Here is a 12,416-nt window from a genome sequence, read left to right as displayed (position 1 = left end):
AGGGTGGCGCTGTATGCCGCAATTAGCTGGTAGTTCCTGCATCAATTGTAATTATTGAGCCTGTGGTATAGCCACTGTTGGGGTTTGCTAAATAAGCTACCACATCTGCTATATGCTCTGGTTTACCATATTTTTTTATTGCCATTAAGCTGCGCTGAAAGTCTGCATGTTCTGAGGTCTCAGGATTCATATCTGTATTTATAGGACCCGGTTGCACCAGATTAACCGTAATTTCTCTGGGGCCCAAGTCACGGGACAGGCCTTTTGTAAGTCCGCTTAAAGCAGATTTGCTCATCGCGTATAATGTGCCCTGAGCGGCAGGTACTTTATCAGCCATATTACTTCCTATGGTTATGATTCTGCCCGCGTTTTCCATCTTTTTTGCAGCAACTAGGCAGGCCTCCACTACAGCTTTTACGTTTACTGCCATGGTTGTATCATAATCAGCGAGTGTATGTTCTTCAAATGGTTTCCCAATGTAAACTCCGGCGCTGTTAACCAGTATATCTAATTTCCCGAAAGTTGTAATAGCCTTTTGTATTGCAGCTGTTATTTCTCCTTCAATAGCATTATCTGCTTTAATTGCCAAAACTTTCGAACCTATTTCCGTTAGCTCATTAACTAATGCATCTGCTTTTTCTTTCCCATTTACATAAGTGAAAGCCACAGTTGCGCCTTCTTTTGCAAGTCTTTTTACAATTGCAGCTCCTATACCGCGAGTTCCACCTGTTACTACTGCTACTTTGTTTTTCAAATGTTCCATATCTGTTTTCTGTAATAAATATTAGTTTAAATACTTATTGCAAAGGTATATTTGTACTTTTACAATTGCATGTACTGATAAAATTGTATAGTACTAACATAAATGTAAGTAATGAGAAAAGAAAGCTCAACAAATCTCGAAAACGAGGTACAGATAAATGCCAATTGTGGTATGGCCTATACTTTAGATTTAATTGGCGGCCGATGGAAGCCAACTATATTGTGGCGTCTGTTAAATTACGGAAGTTTAAGGTATAGCAAACTTCGTAAATCAATGCCTAATATTTCTGAGCGGATATTGATTTTACAGCTTAGAGAATTGGAAAATGATGGTTTGGTAAGTAGAATGATCTACCCTGAGGTTCCGCCCAGGGTAGAGTATAAGCTTACAGAATTAGGTTTGGCGCTTGAGCCAGTGCTCCGGTTGTTATCCGACTGGGGTGATGCTAATCGTCCTACAGGGGATTAGCACCTACACCTTCGAAAGTGATTTTAATAGGTTTGATCAATCCGTTTTCATCAAATTCCATTTTGTCTATGCAGGTAACCCTGTGATTACCATTAGTTTCTCCTAATGGACGACGGTGGTAGATAATGTAATAATCGCCAGTTTTTGGATTCTTGATTACTGAATGATGACCCGCACCGGTAGCGATTGATGGATCTTGCTTTAATATCTTATCTATACGTTTAAATGGACCTAAAGGTGAATCTGCTATAGCGTAAGCTACTGAATAATCCGGACCGGTCCAGCCTCCTTCAGACCACATGAAATAGTACTTTCCATCTTTGATAAACATAAAAGGTCCCTCAACATATCCCTTAGGCGTTACCTCTTTATAAGTTGTTCCATCAGGGAACGGCACAATGCTTTTAAAATCATCACTTAATTTTACAACGTTGCAATGAGACCAGCCGCCATAAAATAGATAGTATTGGCCGTCTTTATCTTTAAAAACATATTGATCAATTGGTTGCGCACCATTATGAAATTTATCGATCAGGGGTTTGCCGATAAGATCTTTAAATGGGCCGTTCGGTTTATTTGAAACGGCAACACCTATGCCACCTAATTCATTATCATTTTGAATGTCATTAGCACCAAAAAAAAGATAGTATTTATTTCCTTTTTTAGTTATTGATGGTGCCCATACCGCTTTTTTCGCCCACTTAACATTGCTTGTATCAATAATGTGCGGGTGTTTTTTCCAGGTAACAAGATCTTTGGAACTATAGGCGTCCATAAATGTCTGTTCTTCATATTTGGCAGAAAAGGTCGGGTAAACCCAATATTCGTTACCGAATATAACTGCCTCAGGATCTGCATACCAACCTGGAAATATTGGATTTCCAGAAGTCTCTTTTGATTTTTTTTGTGCGGATAAGGAAAGTGCTATGAACGAAAGGCAGAGCAAAAGTTGATACTTCTTCATTTTTAATGTGTTTGGATAGTATAATGTGTTTAAACTTAATTAAAGCCTAAGGTATCGTTTTATATCTTTTTTCACTAATACTCTATTAAATCCATAGATTTTATTTGTTTTTTGCAAAAATGCTATTACATTTGCCTTGAATTGATAAGAAACAAAACCAAACAATGAAAAGAATTCTACACTTAAAAAAAGAAATTGCGCTCTGCAGTCTAAATCGATTGAGATTTTCTTCTCACTGTTGTTGCTGTTCCATGCAATAGCATTTCAAGCTATAAAGTAATAATAAAGACAGGATTAGAATCCTGCCTTTATCAAGCATTCAGTACGCAACGCCAATCACTTACTGAAATGCCAACTCGTTTCAACCAATAGAATTTTATTAATTAAAACTTTTTAAAGTTATGCAAAATTTTAAAAAGGGTAAGCATCTGTATAATGCTTATTCCTTGTTAAAAAAGGTACTGCTATTGAAGAACAGTATCCTGGTAATGATCTTATTGCCGCTTATTTCCTTCTCACAAACTCAACCCCTCATTAATTCTACGCTTAAAGGTCAAATTATAGACGCGGTAACAAAGCTTGGAATTCCCGGGGTTAGCATTCACATTACCGGTACTACACACGTTGTCCAGACAGATAAGAATGGAAAGTTCGATTTTGTTACCGGTCAGAAGTTTCCATATACCTTAGAAATTACTTATGTAGGCTACGAAAAAAAACAGGTTGTGGCCAACGGAAGCCCAATCCTGGTAGAATTAAAAGAGAGTGCAAGTCAGCTAAATGACGTCGTTGTTGTTGGATATGGTGCCCAAACGCGTAAAAGTGTTGTAGGCGCTATTGTTAAAGTAAATGCTGCCGAAACCAAGCAGATTCCTGTAGCCAGTTTTGATGCCCAGTTACAAGGCAGGGCGGCAGGTGTTCAGGTAGGAACCTACTCTGGTTCTCCTGGTGAAGGGGTAAAAGTACAAGTGCGAGGCACTGCTTCTATTAACGCGAGTAATGAGCCATTATATGTTATTGATGGTGTATTTGTGAACAACAACTCCTTGTCAACGCTTGATCTTGGAGGAAAAAAAACATCGCCTCTGGCAGATATAAATCCCGCGGATATTGAGAGTATTGAAGTACTGAAAGATGCGAGTGCTATTGCCATTTATGGTTCTCGTGGAGCCAATGGAGTTATTTTAGTAACCACTAAAAGAGGAGAGTACCTTTTAGGTAAAACAAAATATAATTTAGAGATATCACATGGCTGGCAAAAGGCTGATCCTGATAAATTATGGGAACTCGCTACTGGTCCGGAGCATGCCATGTTGGTTAACGAACAATGGATAAACTCTGGTAAAGACAAGCCCAGCCTAAATCAAACCTACGAGAACCGTCCGTTCAGATCCGTAACAGCTGTTATTAATGGTGTTCCAGGAAGAGGTAATCCAGAAGATCAGCAGACTTATGATCGATTAAGCAGGGTTTTCAGAACTGCGCAGGTTAAGAATTATGACCTTAGTATTCAAGGTGGGGGTGAGAAGATCCGTTATAACATAGGTGCGGGTTATACCGATCAGGAAGGGATATTAAAACCAGCTGATTTCCAGCGGGGAAGTTTCAAACTAAACCTTGATAGCAAGCTGAATGATAAAGTAACCCTTAGTTCAAGTAACGGCGTTTACAGAACGTTCAGACAACAAGTTCGAGGCGGCGCTGGTCAGCAGGCCGGACATTTACTTGCGGCCTTGCACCACCCGACTTATTTGCCTTTATACAACGCAGATGGAACACCAGCGAGGGGCTCTATTTATGAAAATATTGATAATCTTGTAAATACTGATATTACCAATATCTCGACCACAAGTATTCGGTATATAGGTAATCAGTTTATAGAAGTTAATATTTTACCTGGTCTTAAGTTTAAATCTTCGATCGGCTTAGATTACGATAACTATAATGAACGTGAGTTCTTTAACGATCAAACAATTATTGGTGGCAGCCCCAATCCATTGGGCTATAGAAAAGAGGTGTTTACTACCAGTACGATTATTCAGAATGAACAAACACTATCCTATGTAAAAGCACTTAATTCAAGACAAAATATTACTGTTTTAATTGGAAACAGTGTTCAGAGTACCGATGTTAAGGTAGCTCAGGAAGTAGGACAAGGTTTCCCAAATAATTTCTTTCAGCAAATCTCTGCTGCTTCTGTGAGGACAGCTGATCAGAGAAGATCTAAGTCTACACTTGCTTCATTTTTTGGTAGGCTAAACTACAGTCTCGATAACAAATATTTTCTTGAAGGTGTAATCAGAGCTGATGGCTCCTCTAAATTTGGTGCCAATAACCGCTGGGGATTCTTTCCTGGTATAGGCGCTTCATGGAGGATCAAACAGGAGGCTTTTCTACAAAACTCGGAAACTATATCTGAATTCAAGCTTAGGCTAAGTGCCGGCTCTGCCGGAAATCAAAATGGTATTAATGACTACGCCGCACTGGGTTTATGGTCCGGCTCGGCGGCGTATCCTGATAACCTGACAAGCGGACCTAAACCTGGTGTAGCACCTGCTCAATTAAAAAACCCGGATTTGAAATGGGAAAAAACCACTACCTATAATGCAGGAATTGATTTGGGTTTATTTAAGGACAGGTTGTTTTTGAATTTTGATGCTTACTACAAGTACACCACAGATGCTTTGCTTTATTTGCCTGTGCCACAGTCAACAGGTTATTCAAGTACATTAGCTAACGCCGGTGAAGTAAGCAATAAGGGAATTGAGCTGGCGATAACCGGAACAATTATAAAATCTAAGGACTTTGAATGGTCAGCAAATTTTAACATTTCAAGAAATGTAAACCGCGCTGAGAAACTGGTTAGCCCTATCACCTTTGAAGCCAGAGAGTATCGAAGAACACAAGAAGGGGCTGCACTGGGAAGCTTCTGGTTATACAAACAGCTATATGTTGACCCTACAACCGGAGATGCTATATTTCAACACGCTGATGGAACTACAGGAACTACTGTGACTACGGCAGATCGTCAGCTAATGGGTAATCTTATTCCTGATTTCTTTGGAGGTTTTTCCAATAATATCAGCTATAAAGGATTTGATTTGAACGTTTTGTTTACTTACCAATATGGCAATAAAGTCTTCAATTTCAACAAATACATTTTGGAAGGTGGGGGTACAAGAGATGCCTCCCGAGCGATTTTAAAGAGCCAACTGAACAGGTGGCAAAAAGAAGGAGATATTACCAATACACCTCGAGTTACCAGTGTGGGTAATAATTATAACATCGAACAGAACAGCAGGTATCTGGAAGATGGATCCTTCATCAGACTCAAAGCGGCCTCTTTAGGCTATACTTTGCCTGTATCCGTAACTTCAAAACTAAGGTTGGGCAAAGTAAGGCTATATGTTTTGGGAACTAATCTCTGGCTTAAAACAAAATATTCAGGTGCCGATCCGGAAAGTTCGGGTAGTGCGGGCCAGAATCTCGACGGTTTGGATACAGCCACACCACCGCAACCAAGAGGAATTCAGTTTGGAGCCAACATCTCATTTTAATATTAGAATCATGAATACCAAAAATAAAACATTCCTATTTTTATTGCTGATCAGTTCTTCGCTGTTCTCTTGCAAAAAATATTTAGAAGTTTCACCATACGATACCATACCCGATGAAACTACGATCTATGATAGATCATCGGCGGAAGCTGCAGTAAGAGGGGCTTACCGCGGATTGGCAAGTCTTAATTATGGAAGCGCTTTCCAGAATACAATACTTCAGTCGGGCGGAGACATAAAATCACTAAACAATGCGCAAACGGATTTGAATGTAATCAATTATGATCTGCGGTCAGATATTGCATTCTTATCTACCTATTGGGGAAACTTCTACAACACCATTAACCGCACCAATCATATTATAGAAAAGGTGCCTTTGGTAACAGATAATAAACTTGGCAATGATCTTAAAAATCAGCTGTTAGGTGAGGCTTACACCATTAGGGCCTTATCCTATTTTGACCTTGCCCGCGTGTTTGGAAATGTGCAGATATTTTTAACGCCAACGAATGTGGTGGCTGATAAATTAGGCGTTAAGCAAAGTACACAGGCTGAAGTTTTTGCTCAGGTGCTCGAAGATTTAAACAAGGCAGACCCCCTGTTGCCTACTACTATTGTGAGGAACAGGATAACCAAATTTACAGCAATTGCATTAAGAGCCAGGCTTTATCTATATCAGAAAAAATATACTGAGGCCGAGGCTGATATCAATACCGTGTTGGCAAATCCCGGATATAAATTAATTAAACCTTTTAATCTTGCTGCGGGAACTTCAGAGTCTGTATTAGAACTTTCTTATAGCGTAAATGATGTTAATGCGGCTTATTCTCAATGGAATACCAGTAATAGGGCACTTGAGCCAAAAGCAGTAATTCACAATCTTTTGAATGATCCTGCTGTTGGTGGCGATCGTAAAATTCTTTCCGTAAAAAATGCTGCAGGACAATTTATAGGCGGTATTTACCCTACTAACACTTCTTCAGGATACATTATCAGAACGGCAGAATTATTTCTTAACAGGGCCGAAGCACGTGTACTTAAAACAGTACCTGATTTAAGCGGAGCAATTGCAGATATAAATGCGGTAAGGGTCAGGTCGAGTGTGCCTGAAATAAGCACAAGTCTTAATAAAGATGAAGTATTGTTGGCTATAGAAAATGAGAGGCGTGTAGAGTTTGCCTTGGAACCCTTCAGGTGGTTTGATTTGGTCAGAACAGGTAGAGCTCCTGCGGTACTGAACCTGAACGATCCTAATAAATACATTTTTCCAATACCGGCTGGAGAGATCATTGCTGATCCATCGCTTGTTCAGAATCCGGGGTACGGCAGAAATTAAAATTTTAACATCATTAAAATATATTTGTTATGAGCAAAATAACAACCAACACGAACAAGGAATCACGGGAGTGGAAACCCTGGGAAAAGAATTTGTTCCGGTTCTTCTTTATCTTCCTGGTGATACAGATTATTCCGATAGATTGGAAATTTTACAAAGAACTATTCTCTATCAATTGGCTTCATCTGCATTTTCACGATCTGTTTAAGTTAACCAAGTACCAAGCTCAATTTTTTTCTGAAAATCAAATTGCCGAATGGGGCATAGGAGATTTTGCAAACTGGGTAGTATTTATAATTATTGCAACCATAGGTACTGTGATTTGGAGTAAAGCAGACGCCAACAGAAAGGAATATACCAGGCTATATTACTGGTTAAGGGTGCTGGTGAGGTATCGCCTTGCATTTGTACTGGTTACTTATGGCTTTATTAAATTTTTTCCGTTGCAGATGCCGTATCCTTCGTTAAGCAATCTGCTGACTAATTATGGAGATTACTTTGCCTGGAAAATCTATTTCCAAACGGTAGGTATAGCACCTAAGTACGAATCTTTTTTAGGTTTTGTTGAAATACTTGCTGCCTTCTTGCTTTTTAACAGGAAGACTGTCACGTTTGGTGTAGGACTAATATTTGGGTTTTTAGGGAATGTAGCTGTAGCAAATGGATTTTATGATATAGGTGAGCAGGCGCTAAGTACTTTTATTGTGCTCTTAGCAACTTTCTTATTTGTATACGACATCCCCAGATTATATGATCTGCTCATTAAAGAAAAACCGGCATATGCCAATAAGTTTATTCCAAAATTTACTGACAGTCGCTTAAGAAATGCACGGAAAGGATTAAAATTAGCATTTCTGGCCTTTGTTGTACTCTTTGCATATAAGGCTTACGACAATTACACAAATGATCCTTATAAGATACCCCATACACCGGGTTTAAGTAACGCATTTGGGTATTATAATGTAAAGGAGTTTGTATTAAATAAAGATACTATACCATACTCTAAAACTGACCCGAACAGATGGCAGGATGTCGTTTTTGAAAAATGGTCGACTTTAACTATTAAAGTGAATCGCCCGGTTAAGATAGATTTATCGAGCGGCGAAGAAGTTCATGAAAAAGATATTGATAGAAATTATGAACTGGCGGGATATGCCGGGCGCCACTATTTCTACTATGACGCTGATACTGTAAACCATACACTTTCATTACAGAATAAAAATAAAAATCAACGGAATGAAAAGCTTCAACTCAAATATGAGCGACCAAATGATTCCACAATAGTACTGTCGGGTATCAACGAAAACAGAGATTCGATACATGTGGTTCTTGCCAAAATAAATAAGAAATATATGATGTTCGAAGGTCGCCGTAAGCCTGTAAAAATCTAGTTATCACTTAAAAGAAATTAAAATGTCCACATTAGAGATAAATCTGGATGCCCCTGTAGATATAGCAGGAGTAAACAAACAAGAGCAGGAAGTAGTTAAAGAATCGCCTAAAACCGGCAAGTGGAAGAACTATCAGAAAATAGCATTTCGGATAGGGTTTTTATATATGCTTTTTTTGTGTATTCCTACTTATCCAAAGTTCTATGAGGAGCTTTTTGCTTTGAAATTTTCAAAGATCACCTATCATGATTTTCAAGCCATAGTTGCGTTCTGGCCCCCACAGATTGTAACTATAGAATCCGAAGAAGGGGTGTTTGGACTCCTAAACTATATTAACTTGATTCTGCTATTTGCAGGATCTGTTGCCGGAGGATTGATCTGGACTGCTCTTGATAAGAAATCAACAGGATATAGTAAGCTTTATTATTGGATCAGGGTACTTGCCCGCTATCGCCTGGCATATGGGATGATTGGATGGGGATTAAAGAAAGCTTTCCCAATGCAAATGGTTTTCCCTACAGTAGGGATGTTAAATACGCCATTTATCGATATGGCAGAGAAAAAGTTATACTGGTCGCATGTTGGTGTTTCTTTCTGGTACACTGTATTCCTTGGATTTGCCGAAATCATTCCCGGACTTTTGCTGTTAAATAGAAAAACTTCTCCCTTGGGAGCAGCACTAGCGGCTGTGGTAACTTTTAACATCTGTATTGCAAACCATGCTTATGATGCTGGAGTAGCAGTGCCCGCCGCTTATTTTGCCATTATTGGTATATTTATAGTGTGGTACGATTTGCCTAAAATCTGGAACCTGCTGGTAAATGAAAAAGATATTCTGCCATACAGATATCAGCCGGTCATCTCCGAAAAATGGCAGCGCAATCTTGCCGCAGGTGTAAAATGGACCTTTAATTTCTTATTTGTACCAGTTGCAGCGGGTTTGTGGGCCTATGGTTTTTTTAACGGAAACAATTATAACATTCCCAGCACTCCCGGCTTAGCAGGAGCAAAAGGTTATTATAGCGTAACAGAATACAGGTTAAATAACAAGGTAGTTCCTTTTACTCCTCAAGACTCCATTCGCTGGCAAGATGCAACATTTGAAGGTTGGTCGTCATTAAGCTATAAAACCAATCGTGGTGCCATTGCCGACCGCATGATTGGCTATTCCCCGCTCCGTGTAAAGAATGATAAAAAGAACAATAAACTTAATCAGGTGAATACTCAAGATTCTGATCAATTAGATAAGCTAAAGAAAAACCGTGACCTTGGAGTAACCAGATGGGAAGTTGGTGGCATGGCCGGAGAACGTAGGTACTTTTTCTATAAAGCAGATACAGTAAACCACATCCTTTATTTGCAGAACAAAAACAAGAATCATAAAGAAGAAACACAAGTGTTACATTACAGCAGGCCCACGACAAATAGAATTATTCTTAACGGAATTAATGAATTTAGAGATTCTATTTATGTAGTGCTAGATAGATCTGATAAAAGGTATCCCTTGGTTGAAGGTCGATACAGTTCAGTAAAGGAATATTAAACCTTGAATTCAATGAGTAACAAAATAATTATAGCCGGTGGGACAGGTTTTTTAGGGTCCGCGTTAATAAAAGCTTTCCCTGATCATGAAATTGTTGTGCTGACCAGAACGGTAAGGAAGGATGAACAGCATATCCGATATGTGCTTTGGGATGCCAAAAACATAGGCAATTGGACCAAGGAACTGGAAGGTAGCAAGGCCATAATTAATCTGGTAGGGCGATCTGTAAACTGTCGTTACACAAATGCTAATAAACAGGAAATCATTAACTCGAGGGTGGATGCAACATTAATTATTGGAAAGGCAATAGGAGAATTGAATAAGCCACCTGAAGTATGGATTAATGCTGGTTCTGCAGCTATTTTTGGAAATTCTGGCGATGAAGTGAAAGTTGAAGATTCAGTTACAGGAAATGGTTTTTCTCCGGAAGTCTGTAAGGCCTGGGAGAAAGCTTTTACTAAATATGATGCGCCGAAAACACGAAAAGTGTTTTTAAGAATAGGAATGGTTTTGCAACAAAATGGTGGCATTTTAAAACCATTCCTGAATATGGCTAAGTTTGGACTGGGCGGCAAAATAGGCACAGGTAACCAATATATGACCTGGATACATGAGCAGGATTTCACGGATCTGATAAGATATACAATCTTAGAGGCTGAGGTTAAAGGAATTATTCATGCTGCCAGCCCTTTTCCGGTAACTAATAAAGAATTTATGAAAACAATCAGACAATCCGTTCACATCCCCTTTGGGTTACCAAACCCCGCTATATTTATAAAAATAGGTGCTGTTTTTATCGGTACGGAGGCAGAACTTGTCCTTTCAGGAAGAAGAGTGGTATCGTCCATTTTGGAAAAGAATGGATTTAAATTCAAATATCCCTACCTTCACGATGCAGTAGTAAGGTTGTTAAACGAAAATAAATTATCATTAAGTAAGAAATAAATTATAGTGGGAAAACCAGATTTTGATGCAGTAGTGGTTGGTTCAGGGCCAAATGGTTTAGCGGCTGCCATAGCATTACAACAGGAAGGCCTGTCGGTATTGATTATAGAGGGAAAGAATGAGATTGGTGGCGGATTGAGGTCTGCCGAACTTACCTTACCTGGCTTTGTGCATGATGTTTGTTCTGCTATTCATCCTCTTGCAATTGGCTCGCCGTTTTTTAATACACTCCCACTTCAGGATTATGGATTGTTTTATACATTTCCAGATCTTGCTGCTGCTCATCCATTTGATGACGGCACAGCGGCTGTCCTGGGTAGTTCCATTGAAGAAACTGCAAGATTACTTGGCGACGATGAGCAAGCCTATCTTAAATTATTAAAGCCCCTAGTTAAAGACTGGCCGGATATAGCAGCTGATGTTCTAGGTCCCTTGCATTTCCCTAAACACCCCGTTGCTATGGCTAAATTTGGATTAAATGCGCTTACATCGGCAACTTTTTTAGCTAAAAGATTTAAAACCACAGCTGCAAGGGGATTATGGGCAGGAATGGCAGCACACTCCATTCAACCGCTGTCTAACTTAACCACATCGGCAATAGGACTAGTGTTAATGGCTGCGGCACATCTAAAAGGATGGCCTGTTCCCGTAGGGGGATCTAAAGAAATCGCGAATGCATTGTCGTCTTATTTTATTGCTTTAGGAGGTAAAATAGAAACCGGACGTTTTATAAAATCTTTAGATGAATTGCCTTCTTCCAGAACGGTATTATTTGATGTAACACCTAAGCAATTGCTGCAAATAGCTGGTCATAAGTTTTCTTCCATTTATAAATGGCAATTGGAAAGATATCGTTACGGAATGGGTGTTTTTAAAGTTGACTGGGCTTTAGATGAAGCCATTCCCTTTACTGCGAAAGAGGCGCGCCGCGCAGGAACAGTACACATTGGCAATACGCTGGAAGAAATTACCTTATCTGAAAAGCTTAGCTGGCAGGGGAAACATGCCGACAAACCTTTTGTATTACTTGGGCAGCAAAGTTTATTTGATACATCCAGGGCTCCGGAAGGGAAACATACAGCATGGGCCTACTGTCATGTGCCAAATGGATCGGTAACAGACATGACTGAAACTATTGAAAAACAAATAGAGCGCTTTGCTCCTGGTTTCAGGGATAGGATATTAGCAAAGCATACCATGAACACCGCACAGATGGAGGCTTACAATCCAAATTATATAGGAGGAGATATTAATGGTGGTGTAATCGACCTTGGTCAGATTTTTACGCGACCGGCTTTACGAAGTTCACCTTATAGAACTTCTGCTAAGGGGTTATATCTGTGTTCCTCATCCACTCCTCCAGGAGGAGGGGTACATGGAATGTGTGGCTATCATGCTGCAAAACGTGCTTTAAAAGACATTTTTTCCATCTCAATTTAAAACAAAACA

Annotated in this window: 9 protein-coding genes; 7 read left to right on the top strand and 2 right to left on the bottom strand. The window is 39.4% G+C overall.

Features of this window, described 5'->3' with window-relative positions; all coding sequences use genetic code 11:
* Nucleotides 1-22: 22 nt before the first annotated feature.
* On the bottom strand, nt 23-763 hold the full coding sequence (locus tag AC6CH7_RS14040) for an SDR family NAD(P)-dependent oxidoreductase (protein ID WP_498263341.1): 741 nt from the start codon (nt 761-763) through the stop codon (nt 23-25).
* 111 nt (nt 764-874) lie between these two features.
* Between AC6CH7_RS14040 and AC6CH7_RS14035 the strand changes: the two genes are divergently transcribed.
* The gene (locus AC6CH7_RS14035; RefSeq protein ID WP_498263340.1) at nt 875-1,231 is read left to right on the top strand and encodes a winged helix-turn-helix transcriptional regulator; all 357 of its coding nucleotides are present in this window, start codon (nt 875-877) and stop codon (nt 1,229-1,231) included.
* On the opposite strand, the gene AC6CH7_RS14030 is transcribed toward AC6CH7_RS14035, so the two are convergent.
* On the bottom strand, nt 1,218-2,195 hold the full coding sequence (locus AC6CH7_RS14030; protein ID WP_498263339.1) for a glycoside hydrolase family 43 protein: 978 nt from the start codon (nt 2,193-2,195) through the stop codon (nt 1,218-1,220). The genes AC6CH7_RS14035 and AC6CH7_RS14030 overlap by 14 nt on opposite strands.
* Before the next feature lie 401 nt (nt 2,196-2,596).
* Here AC6CH7_RS14030 and AC6CH7_RS14025 point away from each other — a divergent pair, with 401 nt between their 5' ends.
* The 6 genes from AC6CH7_RS14025 to AC6CH7_RS14000 are packed head-to-tail and all read left to right on the top strand — an operon-like array spanning nt 2,597 to nt 12,407.
* Nucleotides 2,597-5,752: a SusC/RagA family TonB-linked outer membrane protein gene (locus AC6CH7_RS14025; protein WP_498263338.1), complete on the top strand. Its 3,156-nt coding sequence runs from the start codon at nt 2,597-2,599 to the stop codon at nt 5,750-5,752.
* 10 nt (nt 5,753-5,762) lie between these two features.
* Nucleotides 5,763-7,088, top strand: coding sequence for a RagB/SusD family nutrient uptake outer membrane protein (locus AC6CH7_RS14020; protein ID WP_498263337.1), 1,326 nt, complete (start codon nt 5,763-5,765; stop codon nt 7,086-7,088).
* 29 nt (nt 7,089-7,117) lie between these two features.
* Nucleotides 7,118-8,479 (top strand): DoxX family protein, encoded by a 1,362-nt coding sequence (locus tag AC6CH7_RS14015; RefSeq protein WP_498263336.1) that lies wholly within the window; start codon nt 7,118-7,120, stop codon nt 8,477-8,479.
* A gap of 22 nt (nt 8,480-8,501) precedes the next feature.
* A complete protein-coding gene (locus AC6CH7_RS14010) occupies nt 8,502-10,022 on the top strand; it encodes a hypothetical protein (RefSeq protein ID WP_498263335.1) in 1,521 nt (506 codons plus the stop codon).
* Between the two features lie 12 nt (nt 10,023-10,034).
* Nucleotides 10,035-10,967, top strand: coding sequence for a TIGR01777 family oxidoreductase (locus tag AC6CH7_RS14005; protein ID WP_498263334.1), 933 nt, complete (start codon nt 10,035-10,037; stop codon nt 10,965-10,967).
* 6 nt (nt 10,968-10,973) lie between these two features.
* On the top strand, nt 10,974-12,407 hold the full coding sequence (locus AC6CH7_RS14000; RefSeq protein WP_498263333.1) for a phytoene desaturase family protein: 1,434 nt from the start codon (nt 10,974-10,976) through the stop codon (nt 12,405-12,407).
* Nucleotides 12,408-12,416 lie beyond the last annotated feature (9 nt).

It is taken from the genome of Pedobacter sp. GQ55, from assembly GCF_059758925.1.
The sequence above is the reverse complement of the archived record's forward strand: the minus strand, read 5'-3'. Positions and strand labels throughout refer to the sequence as shown.

Bases quoted from the DNA above. Each gene is read 5' to 3' on its own strand.
- AC6CH7_RS14040 (WP_498263341.1), bottom strand. From the start codon at position 763: ATGGAACATTTGAAAAACAAAGTAGCAGTAGTAACAGGTGGAACTCGC.
- AC6CH7_RS14035 (WP_498263340.1), top strand. From the start codon at position 875: ATGAGAAAAGAAAGCTCAACAAATCTCGAAAACGAGGTACAGATAAAT.
- AC6CH7_RS14030 (WP_498263339.1), bottom strand. From the start codon at position 2,195: ATGAAGAAGTATCAACTTTTGCTCTGCCTTTCGTTCATAGCACTTTCC.
- AC6CH7_RS14025 (WP_498263338.1), top strand. From the start codon at position 2,597: ATGCAAAATTTTAAAAAGGGTAAGCATCTGTATAATGCTTATTCCTTG.
- AC6CH7_RS14020 (WP_498263337.1), top strand. From the start codon at position 5,763: ATGAATACCAAAAATAAAACATTCCTATTTTTATTGCTGATCAGTTCT.
- AC6CH7_RS14015 (WP_498263336.1), top strand. From the start codon at position 7,118: ATGAGCAAAATAACAACCAACACGAACAAGGAATCACGGGAGTGGAAA.
- AC6CH7_RS14010 (WP_498263335.1), top strand. From the start codon at position 8,502: ATGTCCACATTAGAGATAAATCTGGATGCCCCTGTAGATATAGCAGGA.
- AC6CH7_RS14005 (WP_498263334.1), top strand. From the start codon at position 10,035: ATGAGTAACAAAATAATTATAGCCGGTGGGACAGGTTTTTTAGGGTCC.